Raw genomic sequence first — 21,914 nt, 5'->3', positions numbered from 1 at the left:
TTTTTATTCTTTAACTACAAATTCATAGGTTTTATTTAACTTATCATCACCTCGCCCATAAAAATGTGCATTAATTATAATTTCATATTTCCCTTTATATTTTGGAATTCCATCAATTTTTAAATGATTGTATCCATCTATATCATCTACAGGAGTAATTTTAATCTCCTGATCCTCTGGAATATTGGAATTTAATTCAAAATGTTGTTCAGAAACTTTCCCTCCTGTAATTTTAATAAACTGTGTATATGACTTTCCAACATGAGCTTCAGGTAACTTATTGGGAGAGATATCATACTTATGTCCACATCCAGTTAGCATAAAAAAACTTAGAACTATTGAAAATTTATAAAGCTTCATTAAAAACTCTCTCTTTTAACAACCATTGCAAAAAAAATATTCTTACAGAAATTAGTGTAAGAAATATTCTTCCCTAATCTTTGCCTATTTTCTCCCCATGAAAACAGTTTCAATGATACTAAAGTTTTGTTAGGGTCTAATTCCTTTGTAATAGGATTCCCATTAGCTTCTCTTAGCTTATCTGTCCAAACCACCCAATGATCAGGTAAGTTCCTTGTTCCAGAACTAAAACCATTACTCAATATACTTGCAGATATTAAAGTAACTACATAAAACCCAGATTCTATATATTTATTAAGCTGATCAACCAAATTAGGAGAAAATCCCGTTATAGAGAAGGAAAATGTTTCCACCCCTTTAAAACCACTTTTCTTAAACCAATTAGTTACCTCTGTCCAGAAAGTTACACCTGGAACTTCTTGGCTAGGGTCTTTTAAATGTAATGCTATATTTTCGGACTCTCTTAAACTAGCTAATGTGATCCAATCAATTGGTGGAATTTTAGGTAATTCACCATCATAAAAATTTTTTACACGCACACATCCATCTTTAGCCGGCTTTATTTCTAATTCACCTATTCTAGTCACTCCCGTTTCCCATAATTGCTTAACTGCAAGCTTATAATTATTAGGACTGAGATTAATAAGACAAAAAAAGTATACTGCCGGACCACATAATGAAGCCAAGTCTTGATTTGGTAAAGGTTCATTCAAACGAGCTTGTAAACCAGCTTCAATTTGTAGTTTTGAAAATGGGTCTTTCGCTTCCCCAGGCTTACAGCCAGAATCTATACATTGAAAAACTCTATCTCTGCTCAAATTGAGCTGGAATGTATTTTTAGACTTAACCTCTTTAACAACCTTAGTCATGTAAGTTGCTTCGTTATACTTTACTTTAGATATCTTAGTGTTTTGGCTAAAATTTGCTGAAGGATAAGACTCAATCTTATCTGGCAAAATATAATTACTTAATACTAAAGCTTCTTTTCCACTGATACTCAATCGATATAAGTCAAAAAGAATTACACAGTCTCTTATATTTTCAATACCTAACTTACTACCATCTATCTCGGCAGATCTTGTTTGATAAAGATTATTTCCTACTTTTCTGAATTCCTTACTTGTAAAAAGTATCGAAGTTTCTGCCTTATTTTTTACGGTATTGTAAACGTACAATCTATACTTTAATAAGCTAGGTTTTACATTTGTTTCCAAAACAACATACGGATAATACTTTGCCATTATTATTTTTACTCTATATCAATTTTTTCATCTTTAAATAAATGAAGTGATATCTCATCTGGTTGGTAGGATTTAAATAGATCTGTATATCCCTTATCATCCGTACGACCTTCTACAATATCTCCATTAGGTAAGAAAGCGATATATTTATGATTTGCAAAGTTATTGCCATCTGTATCTTGCAAAAAATATCTCAAGTTATATTTATTAATCTCACCTAATACAGGCAATGCAGGAACATTAGCATTCACACTCCCGCCTCCCATAAATTTATGCTGTCCAGCTTTCACCTCAAACTTACCGCTTGTGGTCATAAAAATGCCAGAACCAGTAATTTTGACTTGAGAGCCGCCTGCGGTGAGTACAATTTCTTTGGCTGCTGTAGCCTCAATTTTGTCTTCTGTCGAAATCACCTGAACAGCTTTACGGGCAATTAAATCTGCTCCATCGCCTTGAGCTTGTATCTCGACTTTACCTTTGCCTGCATAGAGTCTCGCCCCTTCTTGCGCTGCAAAAAGGCTAATTTTATTTTGGGCATGCGCGATTAAATTCTTTTGGGTAGACAGGTTAATGCTGTCTCCGGCAGTTTGGTTTAGCTGCCCATCTGCACTTAAGTGAATGTCTTCGTTACTGCTCAGCGCGATGCTATTTGGACTCGCTAGCAGCATAATTGCCTCTTTAAAGGTTTTAGCTTTTGCGTTGTCTTGCTGCTCAAGTTTTTCAATAAAAGATTTTAGGTTTTCTAAATTTTCTAACGGGTCAGTTTGCTGATTTTTAGCAACTTCACTGAGTGCCTTGGCATTGTTGAGGCCGCCTTCTATTTGTTGTTTGGCCTCATTTGCGTCGAGGTGTACGCCTTGAGCTTGATCCTGTTTGTGAGTACTAACGAGTAAACCACTGCCCGCTCTTACCGCACCCCATTGGTCTGTTCGTAGCTCAAAACCTTCACCACGGCCATCACTTTCCGCTTTATCTTTTGGATGGCTTAAGTTACCGAGGTTTAATTGGCTTGCGGCATGGCTGCTTTGTAGTTGGGCACTGATTTGCCCTGTGGTGTCATCAAAGCGGAGTTGGTTAAAGCCTTTACCGTCGACTTCTTCGGAACGAATGCCGCTAAGCTTTTTAGTGTCAGGTAATTGGCCTTTTTGGTCGAACTGGGTTGGGTGGCGTTCAGCTTCGTGAATGCGCCCTACCACAAATGGACGGTCAATATTGCCGTCAAAGAAGTCGATCACAACAATTTCACCAACACGTGGCAGGAAGCGTGCGCCATAACCTGCACCTGCCCACGGAGTGAGTACATCCACCCAAGCCGAGTCAGTGTCATTGTCGTTACTGCCTGCTCCCCCATCATGGCTATGGTCGTCAGTTCGGGTAAACAGGAAGCGGACCTTAATACGTCCCCACTGGTCAACATGAATGCTTTCGCCCTCTAACCCCACCACTCTAGCGCGCTGCGGATGAGCGGCTGGTCGGTGCTCTAGTGGGTTATATTCAGGCACTGCTTTAATATTACGTCGAACCACGTTCAGCTCAGCATAGTGGCGCTGCTCAGGATTTTGGCTGTCGAGTTCGGCTGCTTTGAGCTTGTCTTTTGGTAATAGTCGCTCAAGTTGCTGTTGTAATTCTTTCGGTAAATTATTCTGGTTATAGTAGTGCTTGCTTAAGATTAAAAATTCTTTATCGGCACTGTCATGTTGTTCGAGTTCAGGATGGTCATTGAGTGCAAACCAGTAACCCACTTGTGCATCACGGATGTTACCTGAAACGGTAAATTGTTTAGAACTTAGGTGATGGTAAGCATTGATGTGCTGGTTAAGCTGTTCAATCTGGCCATTGCCTGAAGCGGTGGCTTGATCTTCCCCTTTTAAGTCCTGCATCCAAGCGGGGCTAACGTGCCATGCATCTTCAAGATTCAAGCTTGCATTGTCATAGTGTTCGCTGTGCTGCTGCTTACCTTGTACGCTGCCACTGCCTTCTTCTTGTTGCAGCGCATCGGCTTGCCAGCGTTGCACATGAACCGAAGTCGGCTGTAAGCTTCTCTCAGCTTTGACCTGAGTAATAGTATCGAACTGTTCTGTAGCACTGCTGCGTTGGTAACGTAGGCTACGGCGTTCAAGGGCTTGATAATTTTGGTTATCGTCAATTAAACGTAAGACTTGTGGCTGAATAGAAGCATTCGGGTCGGTGACAAAAAGTTGCGATTCATCGACCAGCCAGTTAATGCCTTCACTACGCCACAAGCGGGTTAAAAAGTCATAGTCGCTTTCGTTTGACTGCATCACAAATGGACGCACATCGTAGTCTTTTGTTAAGCCTGCCGTGTCGAGTGTTAAGCTTGAAGCGAATAACGGGCTTTTACCCTGCCATTCTTTAAACAGAATTTCGCTAATATCCCGCACACTTTTGTTCATAAACACGCGACTATTACGACGTTTATGCCAGAGTGCAGTTGGGTCTTTTAAAGTAAGGTTATAAATGGTGAGTGAGCCGTCACTTTGCCCTTGGCTGGCTTCGGTAATAATGCCCGTGGTTCTAAAGAACTGGCCTGTATCGGTGACTTGATCTACAGCAACCTGACAGCCAATAAATTGTTTTAATGCAATATGCGCGTTTGTCGACAGACACAGTAATTCAGCAACGCTACCTTGATTGAGGGTATGTTCACCCTCAATGCGTTGCAAGAAAACTTGCTGATTTAAAGACTGATTTGAGAATTGGATATGAACAGCGCGATTTTGTGAAACAAGGCCTAAACGCTCCAATATACTCGACACACTCATCTGCATTTTTATTATCAATCAAACTTATATTTAGGCCGCATTTTAATTAAAAAAAGACTAATCTGTCTATCTATACTCATTTTCAAAATGTAACTAGTCTAAATATGCAGTTTTACGTTAATTTCTTATTAAATAGGTATTTAAACCGTAAAATCAGATCATTTTAAAGCACTCTAAATCAGCCAAACATATTTAATATTTTTCTTTTATATTCAAATGGATATTAAAGAAAGTAACTACTCAAATTAATAAAATTCAGGATGAGATATGAAAATAAAAAAGTCTGCTTTTTATATATTTACGATGATTTTCTCTCTTCATTCTTCAGCATTTGCTGAACCAAGTGTGGCCGATATTCAATATCGTGCACAGCAAGGGCAATCCGTTGCTCAATATCATTTAGGCATGATGCTTTTAAGCGGCGAACAAGGCGTTGTTAAAAACTATGAGCAAGCGTTTAAATGGTTAACTGTGGCTGATCAAAATGGAAGTATGGGGGCAAAATATAGTTTAGGGATGATGTATTACACAGGCACGGGCGTCGAAAAAGATGCCAAGCGCGCTTTTGATTATTTTACTAAGGCTGCGGCCAAGGGTCATGCTAAAGCGCAATATAACTTAGGGGTGTTATACGATAGAGGTGAAGGAACTGCGCAAAATTATGTGCAGGCGTTTGAGTGGTTTAGTCGTGCTGCCAAGCAAGGCTACCCACCCGCAGAATATAATTTAGCTCAGCTATATAAAAAAAGTCACGGCGTTTCACAAAGTGATGAGCAAGCGCTTAAGTGGTACACCAAAGCGGCTGAGCACAATGAAAGCGATGCCCAATACAACTTGGCCCAGATGTATTTAAATGGTGAAGGCACGCCGAAAAACCTACAACTGGCAAAGAAATGGTTTCAGCAAGCTGCCGATGCAGGCGATGTAGATGCTAAAGAAATGCTTAAAAGTTTAGAATAAGGTATTAAAACTTAATGTTTATCTAGCTCTAATAACTCACTAATTTCTTCACCATATAGCCATTTATTTAAAATACCTTCCGAACTTTCTAGGCCTACAATATCTAGAAAACTTTCAAATGTAGTTGCCACTTGTTCTCGATCTTCTGTATCAAGCTTATCAGGATCGATTTGACTAATTCCATGAGCAAGAATATGTAAAAGTTCTGTCTTAGTTGGCTCATTCTTTTGTTGATAGAGAACAATAAAAGCTTGTGCAGCATCCGCTACTTTTTGATTCAAACTCATACGTAATACAGGATTTTGAACCCCTGTATATAGCTGTCCATCTCCAGCAAAATGATCTTGAGCTTTAAACTTTTCTAATTGTTGAATAACAATAGAGTTTGAATTTTGAATACTCATTTCTGTTTTATTGTCAGTTTTTTGGGCACAACCAACTTGTGAACTTAAGATGGCCATGACTAAAACTAAAAGCTTTTTCATAATTTTATTACTTTTATATTTGTCTGCATCAAATATAAACTAAATTAATTATAATTTTCCACATCCATTATGAAATTTTATTTTATTCTTTATTTTTTCTAATTAAATATAAATATTAATTCTATTATTTTAAAAATACATTTAGTTTTATTATTAAATTAAAAATATTTTAAATATTAAATTGACGTAATTAAAATCACCAATTATTATCTCGTTGCTGGCCACATTGCCAGTCGGTTTTGACAGACCGTTGATCCACGGCGGGTTATAGTACAATCTATAAGTCGTTAGACCCTTGCGTCCCCTTTTCTTTGCGGTAGGACGGATGGGGGACGCCCCGTGCGTGCTGGTTCCATGGATCCCAGTCTGTCAACCCCCTTTCGTTCTACCACCATAAATTAATTCGCGGTAATCTGGTGGTAGGACTCCATAATTTTAAGGAGTTGACCATGACATTTTTCAAACTTATTCCCTCTCCTGCTTAATCATTTTATTTATTTAAAATTTAGGTTTTCTATTGCCTAGTTTTTAAATTTATAAATTATTTTTATTTTAAAAATTTAATTACTATATTTTCCTACATGCATGGAAGGATTAATTATTACCTAAAAATTATTTTAAATTTATTATATTTTTATTCTACTCATGGATATAAATTATTATGAGAATAATATGACAATTTATAAACCTATTTTGGCTTTAAGTTTCGTTCTAGGTGACTATGGTTTTTCAGTTTGCAAAGTCCTGTTCTCCCACGGGACTTTGCCCCTACTTTTTAGCTTCATGCAGCGGTGTGACAAAAGTAGTCTGGGCTAAGCGTTTGGCTTAGCTCCTTTATCTCTGTGCCGCAATAGTTTATTACTTTAAATCAGCGCAAAAGATTAAAGCCCGTTGTGGCACAGAGGCTTAAGTTGAATACAAAATGAGATATATAAAAGGCAGTCTTGTACGTTTTAACCTACAAACTTTTAGGGATTTTGCGGATTGGCGACTCCCAACTTTTTTCCTAATATGAACTCATACAGGAACAGGATGTTCCGGAACACAAAACAACAATAATAGGTTCATGCACCAGGAGCGTGAGATACGACAGGAGTCATATCTAGCAACCAAATACGAAAAAGCCCGACAGGATGTCGGGCTTTTTTTTATTGCTGTTTAAAAATGCTCTAAAAGAAAATTCTTATATTGTTCTATTCAACATACCTTTGAACTACTTGGTTGAGAGTAATTTCAGAATGAAGACGACCATTATTTGCCTCAATAGTTTTTGCAGAAGCTAAATTAGATTTATAACAATGTATATGTAACTCCGTTAGGCCTAACTTCCATGCCTCCTGAATTGTAAGCTCTAACAATTTCGAGCCAAAATTCTGTCCACGTTTAGAGGGACGAATACCTAAACCAATATGTCCACCACAATATTCAATCTGTTCATTGAGTTTAAGTCGCAAGTTGGACGCGCCAATAATTTCATTACCATCTACTAACCAATATGTAATATTTGGAACATGCCCTTCCTCTAAGGATTCCCCTTTTTCATAATCTCTCAGTTTATTCAAAAATGATTCAAAATTTGTATGGTCAAACTCCGTTGTCAAAGGGTGACGATCTTCATCTGCTAATTCATTAATATAGTTGTTATAGCTCTCTTTAAACCTTAAATGAGGTTTTACCAACATAACGGTCATTTATTGATTACTCCCGATTAAAATTGTTCTTTTTACAACCACACTTAAACATAACATATTGTTATCAATAGCAACTCTTATTCTTCTTAACATCTTAAATGATTAGATATAAAAGTAAGCCCCCTCTATTTGCCTCCCGTGGTAACTACAAAATGCCCTACACCATGTTTCAATGTGCGTTTTAACCTACAAACTTTTAGGGATTTTGCGGATTGGCGACATCCTTCTTTTTTCCTAATATGAACTCATACAGGAACAGGATGTTCCGGAACATAAAACAACAATAATAGGTTCAAGCACCAGGAGCGTGAGATACGACAGGAGTCATATCTAGTACCCAAATACGAAAAAGCCCAACAGGATGTTGGGCTTTTTTTATTGCTATTTAAAGTGATGTTTAGGCTAAACCTATAGAGGACTATGCGCCTGTTCTTGCTTTTTATGACGGATCCAACGTACCGCTAAAATAACCGCAATCAGCACCACTACAGCAACAAGTGCAGGCACTAACATGGCCGAAACCGAAAGTAAGATTGCTCCAATCCACTCCCCTGTAGCGACAACAAAATTCCCTAAGCCACCCGTGGTTGCAGTTGAAACACCACGTGCAGCAACGGTACTCATTTGCACTACGCCAGCCGTGCCACCGCCAACAATAATCGCTGCCGCCCAACTGGCAAACTGAGACATTTCTCCGCTGCTAACCGCCATTGTCGCTAACGTACCGGCGATCATCGCCGCAGGGGTTGCGATTGTATCTAAGGCATTATCGACCCAAGGAATATAATAAGCTGCGACTTCACACACCGTTGCCACGCCCAAAGCCAAACACACCGATGGTAGAGCTAACCATTCAAAACCTTTCGATGGCTCAAACCAACCCATCATGGTGGCAATGCTCATAACCAATAGCGGCACAAACACCCGAAAACCGCAGGCAGCGCTCAGCCCCACGCCAATACATAAACCTAATATAGTTTCCATAACGGTTTCCTTTTCATGCCCATCACGGGTCTTGTTATGTAAGTCTTATTTTTAAACTAACAAAAAGCCCCATCGGGTGACAGGGCTTTTTGTTAAATGCGAACGCAAATATTATTTCATTCTTAACGTTTAAATTGTGTGCAGTAGCATTTCGTGCAAGGTGGTAAAGGGTCGGTATTAATTTCTAAAAACACTCGATGTCCGCACTGAGCACAGAAATAGAAGCCTGTTCCGGGTTTTTCGCCAGCTGTTACCATGATTACATTCCTATAATCGTATATATATTAAACAGGAATATAACCCACTTAAAGTGAATGTCAATTGTCCATTTCGCCCGATGATGATGGCATAAATGCAAAAAATGTTATTTGTACGATTTATCTTACATAGATTTAGGGCTTTAGCGGATTGGCTGTCCCCTGCTTTTTTTCTAATATGAACTCATACAGGAACAGGATGTTCCGGAACATAAAACAACAATAATAGGTTCATGCATCAGGATCGTGAGATACGACAGGAGTCATATCTAGCAACCAAATACGAAAAAGCCCGACAGGATGTCGGGCTTTTTTTATATTCTTATTTTTTTGCTGAATAAGACTTTACAAATGCTTCATTAAGTAAAATAACTTTAGAAATAACTCTATACCAGCTTATAGTATATATTTTAAAAATATTTATAATTTAATGATCTTAATTAATCATCCCCAATATAATCAGGATCTCGCCTGCAACGGGGGCACAAATCTTCAACATGGCCTTCATCTGTCCAATCAACACTTACAATTTCTGAATTGGGCCACATGCTACCGCACATAGAACATTGAACCTCTATTTCATCAGATTCTTCATTTTTACAGTAAGTACATCTATAACCTGTAGAACTTGAATCCTCAAAAATCATTGTTTCAAGATTACAATCTGGGCATGTCAGAACGTTTGTAGGAAATTCAGCAATTCCACCATTTTTATAAATTTCGTAATTTATTCTATTTTTAAATTTTCTGACTTTTGCAAAAGCAATAGCTTTCCTTAAACTATCATAAGAATCTGCTCTATTATCTTTTGCTACGTAAGAATTTAATTTTATTATATTTTGATTATAAATCTCAGTTGTATCTCTAACTTCTTTAACAGCATTATCAGATACTTTAACATCTAAATAATTTGAAGCGTAGCTAAGAAATTTTTCAGAATCATACATCACAAAATTTATTATCTCTCCTACATTTAATGCTTCATCAATTAGTTCTGGTCGTGGTTGATTAAATTTTTCTCCAGACGCATCATATTTTTTCCACCAATCTTCTTTTAAATCATTTGTAATAAAAACAACATCTTTAATATTAGGGTTTTGTTTTGTGTATTCTAATATTTGATGCCAAACAATATAATCACCAAACTTTTTTTTATAAGTTAAATTTGAATCAACACATATATCAACTTTACTTTCATCCAAATACCCAGGAGGTATTTTATTTTTATATCTACTCTCTGCAATTTTATATAATTCATCTAACTCTTTTTGATCCTGAGGTGGATTACCTACCTTATTTTCAAATAATAATTCTAATTTTTCTTTTAAACTATCTTGATGAGACAAATGTTGTTGATTCGCCTTTAAATCATCTAAACTATTGTTAAAATCTTTAATTAAAGTATCAATTTTTTCAACAAATTCATCTATTTTTATTAGAGAATGTCTTTTTCTTAACTGTAATTTTTCTAATTCAGAATTTAAATTTTTTGAGGTAGAATTCAAAGCATTTTTGGTTTTTGAAAATAATGTTTTTTGCTCACAAATAACTTCTAACCTATTTCTTTGAAATTCTAAAGCAACATGGTGAGGTATCCATATTCTATTTGATATCTTATCAAGAACCTGTAAAAATTCATTTTTTGTGTCTTCTTGATAACGATATAAGTTTAATAAAGTGTTTGTATCAAAAACAAATAATGCATTTTCCCAAATCTCTTTATATTGCTCAGGTGTATAAAAATAATTGTACTGCTTAAACATATTTTTCATAGTAAAATATCAATATTAAAAACCCCATCATCAAGATAGGGTCTTTTAGAATAAATTTCAATCAGTTATAGACTAAATATTAAGCCACTTGGCCTTCTAAAAAGTCTTGTGCAAAACGCTGTAATACACCGCCCGCTTCATATACAGAAACTTCTTCTTCTGTATCTAAACGGCAAGTCACAGGCACTTCAAGAATCTCTTCTTTACCATCCGCTGTGGCACGTTCAATCACTAAAGTTAAAGTCGAACGCGGCGCAATATTACCAATCACGCTATAAAGCTCTGTGCCATCTAGTTTTAAAGTCTTGCGGTTTACACCCGGTTTAAACTCGAGTGGTAACACGCCCATACCCACCAAGTTGGTACGGTGAATACGCTCAAAACCTTCTGCTACAATCGCTTCAACACCTGCAAGGCGTACACCTTTCGCAGCCCAGTCACGGCTTGAACCCTGACCGTAGTCAGCACCCGCAATAATAATTAACGGCTGCTTGCGGTTCATATAGGTTTCAATTGCTTCCCACATACGCATCACTTCACCTTCTGGCTCTAAACGCGCTTTTGAACCTTGCTTAATGGTGCCGTCTGAGCGAACCACCATTTCGTTATAGAGTTTCGGGTTGGCAAATGTTGCACGTTGTGCAGTCAAATGGTCACCACGGTGCGTTGCGTATGAGTTGAAGTCTTCTTCTGGTACGCCCATTTTGTGAAGGTATTCACCCGCAGCCGAGTCCATCAAAATCGCATTTGAAGGCGACAAGTGGTCGGTAGTGATGTTGTCACCCAAAATCGCAAGCGGACGCATGTTCGCCAAAGTACGTGGAGCAGCCAACGCCCCTTCCCAATATGGTGGACGGCGAATGTAAGTACTTTGCGGACGCCAGTCGTAAAGTGGGCTTTTCGCTTGTTCAACTTCGCCTAAGTCAAACATTGGAATGTAGACTTTACGGAACTGTTCAGGCTTCACAGCTTCTTTAACTAAGGCATCAATTTCAGCGTCAGATGGCCAAATGTCTTTGAGGTAAATCGGGTTACCTTCTTTGTCATGGCCCAAAGCATCTTTTTCGATGTCAAAACGAATCGTACCCGCAATTGCATACGCTACGACAAGCGGTGGAGATGCCAAGAACGCCTGTTTTGCATATGGATGGATACGGCCATCGAAGTTACGGTTACCAGAGAGTACTGCTGTTGCGTACAAGTCACGGTCAATAATTTCTTGTTGAATGACTGGATCTAACGCGCCCGACATACCGTTACACGTTGTACAAGCATAAGCCACAATACCAAAACCAAGTTGTTCTAAGTCTTTTAGAACACCTGCTTCTTCAAGATAAAGTGCCGCAGCTTTTGAACCCGGTGCAAATGATGATTTCACCCAAGGTTTACGAACTAAACCAAGTTCATTTGCCTTACGTGCCAACAAACCTGCCGCCACGGTGTTACGTGGGTTTGAGGTGTTAGTACATGAAGTAATTGCAGCAATGATGATTGCGCCATCTGGCATTAAGCCATCGTCGCGGTTTTCAACAACACCTGCAATGCCTTTTTCTTTAAGGTCAGCAGTAGAAACGCGTGCATGTGGGTTTGATGGACCAGCAATGTTACGTGTGACTGTCGACAGGTCAAAACGTAGTACGCGTGGGTACTCTGCTTTGGTCATATCCGATGCCCAAAGACCGATTTCTTTTGCGTACTGTTCAACCAATGCCACTTGAGCATCTTCACGGCCTGTTAGGCGTAAGTAGTCGATTGTGTTTTGGTCGATGTAGAACATCGCAGCCGTAGCACCATATTCTGGAGTCATGTTCGAGATGGTTGCACGGTCGCCCACAGACATGCTGTCAGCGCCTTCACCAAAGAACTCAAGGTAAGCACCAACAACGCGTTCTTTACGCAAGAACTCAGTTAGAGCCAACACGATATCTGTTGCAGTAATGCCTGCCTGACGCTGACCTACAAACTCAACACCAATAATGTCTGGCAGACGCATCCAAGATGCACGGCCCAACATTACGTTTTCAGCTTCTAAACCACCAACACCGACAGAAATTACGCCCAAAGCGTCTGTATGTGGTGTATGTGAGTCTGTACCGACACATGTGTCTGGGAATGCTACGCCATCACGCGCCTGAATCACCGGAGACATTTTCTCTAGGTTAATCTGGTGCATAATGCCGTTCCCCGCAGGGATCACATCGACATTTTTAAATGCAGTTTTGGTCCACTCAATAAAGTGGAAACGGTCTTCGTTACGACGGTCTTCAACAGCACGGTTTTTTGCAAAAGCATCTGGGTCAGCACCACCGTACTCCACTGCTAAAGAGTGGTCGACAATCAGCTGAGTCGGTACAACTGGGTTAACTTTAGATGGGTCGCCGCCTTTGTCTGCAATTGCATCACGTAAGCCTGCAAGGTCAACCAAAGCTGTTTGACCCAAGATGTCATGACACACCACGCGTGCAGGGTACCAAGGAAAGTCCAAGTCCTGACGGCGTTCAATTAACTGCGTTAAATAAGCAGTTAAATTCTCGGCATCGGCACGGCGTACCAATTGCTCTGCAAGTACTTTAGATGTGTAAGGCAGTTTTTCGTATGCGCCTGGCTGAATATCTTCAACGGCTTGACGCACGTCGTAATATTCAAGCTGGGTACCTGCCAGCGGTTTACGGTATTTTGTGTTCATTAACCACGCTCCGCCAATGGTTTAAATTCGAGGTTTTCAGGGCCTGTGTAGTTCGCGCTTGGACGAATGATTTTGCCGTCTTGGCGTTGTTCAATCACGTGTGCTGACCAGCCTGCTGTACGTGCAATCACGAACAATGGTGTGAACATTGCAGTTGGAACACCCATTAAGTGATAGCTCACTGCACTGAACCAGTCGAGGTTCGGGAACATGTTTTTCACTTCTTTCATCACTGCTTCTAAACGCTCAGCGATGAGGTACATTTTGGTGTTCTCTTGTGCTTGCGCTAAGTCATGCGCCACTTTCTTGATCACTTCATTACGTGGGTCAGAAACTGTATATACAGGGTGACCAAAACCGATCACAACTTCTTTATTTTCAACACGCTTACGGATATCAGCTTCAGCTTCGTCTGCGTTGTCATAACGTTGTTGAATCACGAATGCAACTTCGTTCGCACCACCATGTTTAGGTCCACGAAGTGCGCCAATACCGCCAGTAATTGCCGAGTACATGTCAGAACCTGTACCTGCAACCACACGTGAGGTAAATGTAGATGCGTTGAACTCATGCTCAGCATACAAAATAAGTGAAGTATGCATCGCTTGAATCCATTCTTCAGATGGCTTTTCGCCATGCAACAAATGTAAGAAATGCGCTGCAATCGAGTCGTCATCCGTTTCAACTTCAATACGACGACCGTTATTGCTGAAGTGGTACCAATAAAGCAGCATTGAACCTAAGCTTGCCATTAATTTGTCAGCAATGTCTTTTGCGCCAGCTTCGTTGTGGTCTTCATGTTCTGGCGTTAAACAACCTAGAACTGAAACACCAGTACGCATCACATCCATTGGGTGTGCAGACGGTGGTAATTGCTCAAGTGCAGTTTTAAGTGCTGCCGGTAAGCCACGAAGTGCTTTTAATTTTGCTTTATATGCTTTGAGTTCAGCTTTGTTTGGTAATTTGCCATGTACGAGCAGGTGAGCAACTTCTTCAAACTCGCTACCTGCCGCAAGGTCAAGAATGTCATAGCCACGATAGTGCAAGTCGTTACCGCTACGTCCTACGGTACACAGTGCTGTGTTGCCTGCAACTTGTCCACTTAGTGCAACTGATTTTTTTGGTTTGAAGCCTGTTGTTGTTTCATTTGAGCTCATAAGATTGTCCTTTCCTATCTATCTGAATTTATTTATTAAGCACGACGGAGTCGTACCATTTTCACTTCTTATTTCAGGATTAACCTTCGGTTCGACCTACTTTTCTTTCGGGAAAAGTAGGCAAAACCATTGTCATCTGCAAAACTCGTCCACAACCATCGAATATCCTATCTATCGCAGAACCAATTTTAAAAAATGTAGTCCTGTCTCAAACAGTTGCAGATGACGCCTCCGAGTATCAGATTCCAATTAATCAACTTTTTAATTTATTACTTCTTTTTAGCAAATGCGTTGTCTAAGTAGTCTTCAAACGCATAGTAATTAATGCGTTCATATAACTCTTTACGCGTTTGCATAATATCAACCACGTTCTTTTGTGTACCTTCTTTACGTAAGGTTTCATACACAGTTTCGGCTGCCTTGTTCATGGCACGGAAAGCAGAAAGTGGGTAAAGCGCAAGGCTTACATCGGCAGATGCTAATTCTTCAGTGGTAAACAGTGGTGTAGAACCAAATTCGGTAATGTTCGCCAAAATTGGGGCGCCAGTCTTCTGAGCAAATTGCTTGTACATATCAAGCTCGGTAATTGCTTCAGGGAACAACATGTCTGCGCCCGCTTCGATGTAGGCACCCGCACGGTCAATTGCAGCTTGTAAGCCATCTACAGCCAATGCATCGGTACGTGCCATAATCACGAAGCTGTCATCACCACGCGCATCAACCGCAGCTTTAATACGGTCAACCATTTCTTCTTGAGTCACAATGGCTTTGTTCGGACGATGACCACAACGTTTTGCACCCACTTGGTCTTCAATGTGCATTGCCGCAGCACCAAACTTGATGAGCGCTTTTGTAGTACGCGCAATGTTAAATGCAGAAGCACCAAAACCTGTGTCCGCATCGACCAATAATGGAAGATCACATACATCGGTAATACGGCGTACATCGGTCAACACATCATCAAGGTTACTAATTCCCAAATCAGGTAAGCCTAAAGAACCAGCTGCTACACCACCACCTGATAAGTAAATCGCTTTATAACCTGCACGTTTTGCCAAAAGTGCATGATTGGCATTGATGGTTCCAACCACTTGTAATGGCTTTTCTTGGGCTACGGCATCGCGAAATAGCTGACCTGCGGATTGTTTAGCCATTGTTATGTTCTCCTTGTGCTTGTAGCAGTGTTTGCTCAATAATTTTGTAAGAAGCATTGATATGTCGATGCATGAGCAGCTCGGCAAGTTCACCATCACCTTCTGCAATTGCATCTAAAATACGGATATGTTCGTCCCAAGCTTTGCTCGGTCGATCAGGTGTGTTTGAAAATTGAATTCGGTACATGCGGATGAGGTGATAAAGCTCATCACATAGCATTTTTTCTAGGGTTTTATTGCCACTACTTTTGATAATGCAGTAGTGAAAATCGTCCTGCCCTTCTTGCAAGTAATATCCTTTACCTGCTTTAAAGTTTTCATCTTCGGCATGCATACGCAATACATCACGTAGCGCCAAAATTTGCTTTTTATCAATATGCTGTGCAGCAAGTTTGCAGGCCAAACCTTCTAATGACGCACGGATCTGGTAAAGCTCTTTAAATTGTTGCAGTGAAAGGGAAACCACGCGCGCACCCACATGTGCAGTACGCTCAACCAAACGTTGACCTTCAAGGCGATGAATTGCTTCACGCAAAGGCCCACGACTAATACCATAAGTACGTGCCAGCTCAGGCTCAGAAATCTTACTACCTGCCGGAATTTGACCCAAAACAATCGCCGTCTGTATTTGTTTAAATACATTCTCGGTCAGTGTTCTTCCCTGACTTTGTAATGGCTCTGGTGCGAAGGTCAAATCTTGCATATTGTCGACAATTTTTAATCAATTATGAGTTTTATAGCGGTATGAATGAAAAAAATCAAGATGATTGTTGACACTTTACAGAACGCATCAGGTCAATTTTTATAGACTGACCGCTTATATCACCTTATATTTAAAGCATTAAACCACTTGCCAGTTAATATTTATAAAACAATAATTTAGTGTCAATTTATCTATAGTTTTATGACTCATTCTTAGTTACTTTTTAGTCATTAAACTTTTGTTTCAAACTTTAGTCTACAACCAATGTATTACAGCAAGATTGTAGACAATCTGCTTGAATGAAAGCATGAGTTATAAATTAGTATCTATTTACCGTAATTTCTTTTAAATCTTTTTATCATTTTCAGCCAGAAAATATCGATATTAGTGAAATTATCAGGTGCTTCACGGTAGCTTTATTGATACATTATTGAGCATCGACATAGTTGTGGCGTATTTTTCGAGACAGAAAAAACCCAGCACTATGCATATTGTTGAATGAAAGGACTTTTTTGATGTTTCAACATATCCCCCCATACGCAGGCGATCCAATTCTCTCTTTAATGGAACAGTTCAATGCTGATACTCGTTCTGGAAAAGTAAACTTGAGTATTGGTCTTTACTATAACGAAGACAGCATTGTTCCTCAGTTAGAGACCATTATCGAGGCGCAAAAGCGTATTGAGCCTAAGAACGGTAAAACCAAACTTTATTTGCCAATGGAAGGCTTCAAACCTTACCGTGAAGCAATTCAAGCACTTTTATTTGGTGCAAACAGCCCAGCAGTTAAAGCTGGCCGTGCTGTAACCATCCAAACACTAGGTGGTTCAGGTGCATTAAAAGTTGGTGCGGACTTCTTAAAAACTTATTTCCCAAATTCAGACGTTTGGGTAAGCCAACCAACTTGGGATAACCACGTTGCGATTTTCAACGGCGCTGGCATCAAGACTCATTTCTACCCATATTTCGATAACGAAACTCGTGGTGTAGATTTTGACGGTATGTTGTCTACACTTAAAACTTTGCCTGAGCAAAGCATTGTGTTATTACATCCATGCTGCCATAACCCAACTGGTGCTGACTTAAACCCAGCGCAATGGGACCAAGTAATTGCAGTATTAAAAGATCGTAACCTTATTCCATTCCTAGACATCGCTTACCAAGGTTTTGGTGACGGTATGGAAGAAGATGCGTATGCAATCCGTGCTTTAGACCAAGCAGGTCTAAACTTCATTGTGAGCAACTCATTCTCTAAAATCTTCTCTTTATATGGCGAGCGCGTTGGCGGCTTAACTTTCGTATGTGACGATGCAGAAGCTGCTCAGTGCACATTTGGTCAGTTAAAAGCGACTGTACGTCGTATTTACTCTAGCCCTCCTACAACAGGTGCTTGGTTAGTTGATGAAGTGTTAAATGACGCTGAACTTAACCAACAATGGCAAGGTGAAGTGAAAGAGATGCGTGAGCGTATTATCAAAATGCGTAGCATCTTGAAAGACGAACTTACTAAAGCATTACCAGACCGTGACTTTAGCTACCTTGTAAACCAAAAAGGTATGTTCAGCTACACAGGTTTAACTGCTGAGCAAGTTGATATCTTGCGTGAAGAATATGCAATCTACTTAGTACGTAGTGGTCGTATTTGTGTAGCAGGTTTAAACATGAACAATGTTTACACTGTTGCTAAAGCAGTTGCAGAAGTACTTGCTAAATCTGTAGAAGCAGCATAAGACATCTATAAAAAGGCGCTTCGGCGCCTTTTTTTATGTTTCGATATTAAGATTTAGCCTTGCCCCAATACTTCAGTTTTGAGGTATGTCCAATACCTACGTTAAAGCTGTTGGTTGGGTCGAGTTTTTGGTAGAAGTTCGCTAAGGCAGGTTTGGCAATGTAGAGATGCCCGACATTATGCTCTGCTGGATATTCAGCACGGCGCACATCGAGTAATTTCCACATTTGATGTTCCATTTCTAAAGGGTCATTGCCCTTTTTAAGAATATAGTCCTGGTGGAACACATGACAAAAGAAATGCCCATAATAGAGTTTATGGAGAATTTTGTTTTCCATCTCGGCTGGTAGTTGCTCTACCCATTCGCGGTCATTACGGCGTAACGCAATATCAAGCGCCACAATATCTTCAACTTCACTACGGTGTGTATCTCGATAACGAATTGCCGCCCCTGCAATCGCAAAACGGTGTAAGAAAGCCTTTCGGCCTTCCTCTTCGCTACACACGAAATAGTAACCGGACTGATGTACTGCAAAATATTCTTTTAAAAACTGCTCGGTCTGAGCTTTTGAATTATTTTCAACGCGTAAAACTAAATGATGCTCATAACGATCTCGATATTCGGTCATACGCTTCGGCAAATGACTCGGTAAAAAGAAGGTAATCGCTTGTAAAATATGATCCGTTAAGCCTTTAATTTTAAATCGTTCTAAGAAACCATCAACTTTGTCTTTCATCGCAAAAGCTTTTGGAACATTGGCTGTGCCAAATTTCTCAATAAATAAGAACGTATCTTTCCCGTACTTTTCACCAATTAAATAAGCATCTCGGTGAATATATTCGCCTGCAATCGGTAGGCTTGGTAGTGAGGTGAGTAAATAACGACGAATCGCTGTTAAATCATCGGCATCATTAGTACCAATATAAAAGACATTACTTTCTACTTTTTCATAAGTATCAAGACGCACAGCAAACACACAGACTTTGCCAGCCGAACCTGATGCTTCAAACAAACGTGACGGGTCTGCATTAAAACGAGCAGGTGTATCTTCATCAACTTGGGTCACATCATGCGCATAGCGATGATCCGATGCCTGCTTTTCACCATCATCTAAAATATCTACGGCTTGGTATTGTTTCTTCTCTAAACGAGTCAAAATTTCTTCAGGAGTCGAGCCTAAATTTACGCCTAAATGGTTCACCAGTTCTAGTTGACCAGCAGAGTTCACCTGGGCATATAACGCCAGTTCAGTATACACAGGACCACGGCGTACCAGTGCACCACCAGAGTTATTACACACACCGCCAAGTACTGATGCACCAATACAAGATGAACCAATTACTGAATGTGGTTCACGATCGTAGCCTTTTAAAATTTGCTCTAAATTATCTAAGGTCGCACCCGGTAAACAAATGACTTGCTTGCCGTCATGAATGACCTGAATGCCCTTTAATCGGCGCGTACTCATGACCAAAACAGGACGGTCATAATCATCGCCATATGGGGTTGAACCACCAGTGAGTCCTGTATTGGCCGCCTGCATAATCACAATACAGTCTGCCTCAATTGCAGCCTGCAACACTTGCCATTGCTCTAGCAAGGTCCCCGGCACCACCACAGCAAGCACTTTCCCCTCACCAAAACGACGACCTTGTCGGTACTGACGCGTGCTTTGATCATCGGTCAAAACATGCGAATGCCCTACAATATTTTGTAAGCGATCAATCACTGCTTGAGGAGAAAATGTTTGCATGATGGTTTCCTTTTGGTCATCCATTTATCAAATTAGACCAACACGACGGGATCTTACCGTTTGTAATTTATAATTTAATTAGCTCATTCTCTAATGTGAATCAGCCCTGTATTTACTATCGTGGTTGGCGGCATGGATGCCGCCGTTTCGATGCGGTAGCAAGGACGTACCGTCATCGAAACTAAAGTTTTTGGTTACTTTTTTAAAAAGTAACGTCAATTAGCTACTTACATTGAACCTTTCCCGATAAGACTCCATGGTGCCAATATCATCAAAGTTAATACGGAAATGTTAGAACTTCATCGCCTGTACTAAACAATCCGCATTAATATCCGAAATCGATTTCGCACCCGTGAGCGTCATCGCAACACGCATTTCTTTATCGATCAAATCAAGTAAGTTCGAGACCCCTTGTCCACCTGCTGCTGCCAAGGCATAAACAAACGCACGGCCAAGTAAAACCGTATCGGCCCCAAGTGCCAACATACGCACCACGTCTAAACCATTACGAATGCCTGAGTCAGCCAAAATCGCCAAATCACCTTTAACGGCCTCGGCAATTGCAGGCAACGCACGAGCAGACGACATCACACCATCTAACTGACGACCACCATGATTCGACACCACAATACCGTCAGCACCAAAACGCACCGCATCTTTGGCATCTTCAGGATCTAAAATGCCCTTAATCACCATTGGGCCATCCCAAAATTCACGAATCCACTCAAGGTCTTTCCATGAAATGGATGGGTCAAAGTTCGAGCCTAACCAACCAATATAGTCTTCAAGCCCAGTCGGTTTACCTAAATATTTAGAGATATTGCCCAAGTCGTGCGGACGACCCATTAAGCCGACATTCCATGACCAATGTGGGTGGAACATAGACTGCATATAACGGCGCATCGCAGCATTTGGCCCACTCATACCTGAATGAGCATCACGGTAACGTGCACCCGGCACAGGCATATCTACGGTAAACACAAGTGTTGAGCAGCCTGCCGCTTTTGCACGTTCCAAAGCATTACGCATAAAACCACGGTCGCGTAATACATAAAGCTGGAACCACATCGGGCGATTAATTGCAGGTGCAACTTCTTCAATCGGACAAACAGAAACCGTTGAAAGCGTAAATGGAATGCCCTTTTTGTCGGCTGCCATCGCCGCTTGCACTTCGCCACGGCGCGCATACATACCTGTTAAGCCTACAGGTGCCAAAGCAACTGGCATCGACAATGTTTCATTAAACAGTTTTGTCTCTAAACTTAACGCTGACATGTCATTGAGCACACGTTGACGCAATGCAATTTCTGACAAATCTTGTACGTTACGCTTTAAGGTATATTCCGAATACGCTCCACCATCAATGTAATGAAATAAAAATGGAGGTAAGCGACGTTGTGCTGCAGCACGATAATCATTGCCAGAAGAAATAATCATTTTGAATCAACTCTATTTAAACGATTTGCACGTTTCTGACGAGCTTCATCTTCATCCAGAGAACGCACATGATTAATCACAAATTCAATATGACCGCAGACAGCTTGGCGTGCGGCTTCGGGATCTTTACGATCAATAGCATCCATCACCTGAAAATGCTGCTCGCTGAGCAAGTCACCATTTACGGGGTCGTTATAAACTTTCTTACGTCCCAACAAGACGTTGTATTGCAACAAATCAAATAGACTTCGCATCATTTGGATTAGCACTACATTGTGAGATGCTTCAGCAATCGCTAAATGGAATTCAGCATCGGCCACCGCAGCCTGTGCTGAGTCACCTGCATTTTGATGGCGACTAATTTCATTAAAATAATGATGGATTTTGGCGCGATCTTCAGGCGTTGAGCGTAATGCGGCATACCAAGCAGTGCCACCCTCAAGTAATAACCGCGCCTCTTGCACATCAAAACGGTAGAGTGGATCTTCTTCAATCAGGTTGCTAATCGGGTTCACAATCAGTTGCTGTGGCCACTGTTCAGGTAACTGCTGAATATAAGTCCCATCGCCACGGCGGCTACTGAGTACCCCTTGACTATTGAGCTGTTGAATTGCTTCGCGCAAAGACGGACGAGAAACTCCTAAGCTAGTTGCAAGCTGGCGCTCGGCAGGCAAACGATCACCTTTTTTCATGTGACGCTCTTCAATTAATGCCTGCAATTTCATGACCACTTGATCGGAGATTCTCATCGCGTTTCCTTC

At 40.4% G+C, this 21,914-nt stretch carries 17 protein-coding genes and 1 pseudogene; 3 read left to right on the top strand and 15 right to left on the bottom strand.

All coding sequences use genetic code 11. The annotated features are described in order from the left end of the window. Window positions 1-3: 3 nt before the first annotated feature. From B806_RS0100350 to B806_RS0100340, 3 genes are read right to left on the bottom strand one after another with little or no spacing between them, the layout of a single operon-like run. A complete protein-coding gene (locus B806_RS0100350; protein WP_017402488.1) occupies window positions 4-360 on the bottom strand; it encodes a hypothetical protein in 357 nt (118 codons plus the stop codon). After that, window positions 360-1,601, bottom strand: coding sequence for a hypothetical protein (locus B806_RS0100345; RefSeq protein ID WP_017387428.1), 1,242 nt, complete (start codon window positions 1,599-1,601; stop codon window positions 360-362). Before B806_RS0100345 ends, B806_RS0100350 begins: the two co-directional genes overlap by 1 nt. Window positions 1,602-1,609: 8 nt before the next feature. Next, complete coding sequence (locus B806_RS0100340; RefSeq protein ID WP_017402487.1) at window positions 1,610-4,390, bottom strand: type VI secretion system Vgr family protein; 2,781 nt, start codon at window positions 4,388-4,390, stop codon at window positions 1,610-1,612. A 261-nt stretch (window positions 4,391-4,651) separates the two neighbouring features. On the opposite strand from B806_RS0100340, the gene B806_RS0100335 reads away from it, so the two are divergent. After that, the gene (locus B806_RS0100335) at window positions 4,652-5,344 is read left to right on the top strand and encodes a tetratricopeptide repeat protein (RefSeq protein WP_017402486.1); all 693 of its coding nucleotides are present in this window, start codon (window positions 4,652-4,654) and stop codon (window positions 5,342-5,344) included. 11 nt (window positions 5,345-5,355) lie between these two features. On the opposite strand, the gene B806_RS0100330 is transcribed toward B806_RS0100335, so the two are convergent. The 9 genes from B806_RS0100330 to B806_RS0100295 form a co-directional block, all read right to left on the bottom strand. Next, window positions 5,356-5,829 carry a DUF4844 domain-containing protein gene (locus tag B806_RS0100330; RefSeq protein ID WP_017402485.1) on the bottom strand — a complete coding sequence of 158 codons (474 nt, stop codon included), beginning with the start codon at window positions 5,827-5,829 and terminating at the stop codon, window positions 5,356-5,358. A 1,193-nt stretch (window positions 5,830-7,022) separates the two neighbouring features. Further along, window positions 7,023-7,520 carry a GNAT family N-acetyltransferase gene (locus B806_RS0100325; RefSeq protein WP_017402484.1) on the bottom strand — a complete coding sequence of 166 codons (498 nt, stop codon included), beginning with the start codon at window positions 7,518-7,520 and terminating at the stop codon, window positions 7,023-7,025. A 408-nt stretch (window positions 7,521-7,928) separates the two neighbouring features. Then, window positions 7,929-8,504: a DUF4126 domain-containing protein gene (locus B806_RS0100320; RefSeq protein WP_017402483.1), complete on the bottom strand. Its 576-nt coding sequence runs from the start codon at window positions 8,502-8,504 to the stop codon at window positions 7,929-7,931. 122 nt (window positions 8,505-8,626) lie between these two features. Continuing rightward, window positions 8,627-8,761, bottom strand: coding sequence for a zinc ribbon-containing protein (locus tag B806_RS19915; protein WP_001983336.1), 135 nt, complete (start codon window positions 8,759-8,761; stop codon window positions 8,627-8,629). Window positions 8,762-9,201: 440 nt separating this feature from the next. Continuing rightward, on the bottom strand, window positions 9,202-10,533 hold the full coding sequence (locus B806_RS0100315; RefSeq protein ID WP_017402482.1) for a PIN domain-containing protein: 1,332 nt from the start codon (window positions 10,531-10,533) through the stop codon (window positions 9,202-9,204). A 79-nt stretch (window positions 10,534-10,612) separates the two neighbouring features. After that, on the bottom strand, window positions 10,613-13,219 hold the full coding sequence (acnD, locus tag B806_RS0100310) for a Fe/S-dependent 2-methylisocitrate dehydratase AcnD (RefSeq protein ID WP_017402481.1): 2,607 nt from the start codon (window positions 13,217-13,219) through the stop codon (window positions 10,613-10,615). After that, window positions 13,219-14,376 (bottom strand): 2-methylcitrate synthase, encoded by a 1,158-nt coding sequence (gene prpC, locus B806_RS0100305; RefSeq protein WP_017402480.1) that lies wholly within the window; start codon window positions 14,374-14,376, stop codon window positions 13,219-13,221. The genes acnD and prpC overlap by 1 nt, the downstream gene beginning before the upstream one ends. A gap of 269 nt (window positions 14,377-14,645) precedes the next feature. Then, on the bottom strand, window positions 14,646-15,530 hold the full coding sequence (prpB, locus tag B806_RS0100300; RefSeq protein WP_004706036.1) for a methylisocitrate lyase: 885 nt from the start codon (window positions 15,528-15,530) through the stop codon (window positions 14,646-14,648). Next, complete coding sequence (locus B806_RS0100295) at window positions 15,523-16,233, bottom strand: GntR family transcriptional regulator (RefSeq protein ID WP_001153627.1); 711 nt, start codon at window positions 16,231-16,233, stop codon at window positions 15,523-15,525. The genes prpB and B806_RS0100295 overlap by 8 nt, the downstream gene beginning before the upstream one ends. A 45-nt stretch (window positions 16,234-16,278) precedes the next feature. Between B806_RS0100295 and B806_RS19045 the strand changes: the two are divergent. After that, window positions 16,279-16,413: pseudogene (locus B806_RS19045) on the top strand (hypothetical protein). Between the two features lie 335 nt (window positions 16,414-16,748). Then, on the top strand, window positions 16,749-17,963 hold the full coding sequence (locus B806_RS0100290; RefSeq protein ID WP_005309021.1) for an amino acid aminotransferase: 1,215 nt from the start codon (window positions 16,749-16,751) through the stop codon (window positions 17,961-17,963). Between the two features lie 46 nt (window positions 17,964-18,009). On the opposite strand, the gene dld is transcribed toward B806_RS0100290, so the two are convergent. From dld to lldR, 3 genes are all read right to left on the bottom strand, one after another. Continuing rightward, a complete protein-coding gene (dld, locus tag B806_RS0100285; protein WP_017402479.1) occupies window positions 18,010-19,716 on the bottom strand; it encodes a D-lactate dehydrogenase in 1,707 nt (568 codons plus the stop codon). A gap of 291 nt (window positions 19,717-20,007) precedes the next feature. Further along, on the bottom strand, window positions 20,008-21,153 hold the full coding sequence (gene lldD, locus B806_RS0100280) for an FMN-dependent L-lactate dehydrogenase LldD (RefSeq protein ID WP_017402478.1): 1,146 nt from the start codon (window positions 21,151-21,153) through the stop codon (window positions 20,008-20,010). Beyond that, on the bottom strand, window positions 21,150-21,902 hold the full coding sequence (gene lldR, locus B806_RS0100275; RefSeq protein ID WP_002120807.1) for a transcriptional regulator LldR: 753 nt from the start codon (window positions 21,900-21,902) through the stop codon (window positions 21,150-21,152). The genes lldD and lldR overlap by 4 nt, the downstream gene beginning before the upstream one ends. Between the last annotated feature and the right edge of the window lie 12 nt (window positions 21,903-21,914).

Source organism: Acinetobacter sp. TG2027 (genome assembly GCF_000302435.1).
In the GTDB taxonomy this organism is placed as follows: Bacteria; Pseudomonadota; Gammaproteobacteria; order Pseudomonadales; family Moraxellaceae; genus Acinetobacter; species Acinetobacter pittii.
Note: the sequence above shows the minus strand (reverse complement) of the source record. Positions and strands in the feature narration are given on the sequence as shown.

Bases quoted from the DNA above. Each gene is read 5' to 3' on its own strand.
- B806_RS0100290 (WP_005309021.1), top strand. From the start codon at position 16,749: ATGTTTCAACATATCCCCCCATACGCAGGCGATCCAATTCTCTCTTTA.
- prpC (WP_017402480.1), bottom strand. From the start codon at position 14,376: ATGAGCTCAAATGAAACAACAACAGGCTTCAAACCAAAAAAATCAGTT.
- dld (WP_017402479.1), bottom strand. From the start codon at position 19,716: ATGCAAACATTTTCTCCTCAAGCAGTGATTGATCGCTTACAAAATATT.
- B806_RS0100325 (WP_017402484.1), bottom strand. From the start codon at position 7,520: ATGACCGTTATGTTGGTAAAACCTCATTTAAGGTTTAAAGAGAGCTAT.
- B806_RS0100320 (WP_017402483.1), bottom strand. From the start codon at position 8,504: ATGGAAACTATATTAGGTTTATGTATTGGCGTGGGGCTGAGCGCTGCC.
- lldR (WP_002120807.1), bottom strand. From the start codon at position 21,902: ATGAGAATCTCCGATCAAGTGGTCATGAAATTGCAGGCATTAATTGAA.
- B806_RS0100340 (WP_017402487.1), bottom strand. From the start codon at position 4,390: ATGCAGATGAGTGTGTCGAGTATATTGGAGCGTTTAGGCCTTGTTTCA.
- B806_RS0100335 (WP_017402486.1), top strand. From the start codon at position 4,652: ATGAAAATAAAAAAGTCTGCTTTTTATATATTTACGATGATTTTCTCT.
- B806_RS0100315 (WP_017402482.1), bottom strand. From the start codon at position 10,533: ATGAAAAATATGTTTAAGCAGTACAATTATTTTTATACACCTGAGCAA.
- B806_RS0100350 (WP_017402488.1), bottom strand. From the start codon at position 360: ATGAAGCTTTATAAATTTTCAATAGTTCTAAGTTTTTTTATGCTAACT.
- B806_RS0100295 (WP_001153627.1), bottom strand. From the start codon at position 16,233: ATGCAAGATTTGACCTTCGCACCAGAGCCATTACAAAGTCAGGGAAGA.
- B806_RS19915 (WP_001983336.1), bottom strand. From the start codon at position 8,761: ATGGTAACAGCTGGCGAAAAACCCGGAACAGGCTTCTATTTCTGTGCT.
- prpB (WP_004706036.1), bottom strand. From the start codon at position 15,530: ATGGCTAAACAATCCGCAGGTCAGCTATTTCGCGATGCCGTAGCCCAA.
- lldD (WP_017402478.1), bottom strand. From the start codon at position 21,153: ATGATTATTTCTTCTGGCAATGATTATCGTGCTGCAGCACAACGTCGC.
- acnD (WP_017402481.1), bottom strand. From the start codon at position 13,219: ATGAACACAAAATACCGTAAACCGCTGGCAGGTACCCAGCTTGAATAT.
- B806_RS0100345 (WP_017387428.1), bottom strand. From the start codon at position 1,601: ATGGCAAAGTATTATCCGTATGTTGTTTTGGAAACAAATGTAAAACCT.
- B806_RS0100330 (WP_017402485.1), bottom strand. From the start codon at position 5,829: ATGAAAAAGCTTTTAGTTTTAGTCATGGCCATCTTAAGTTCACAAGTT.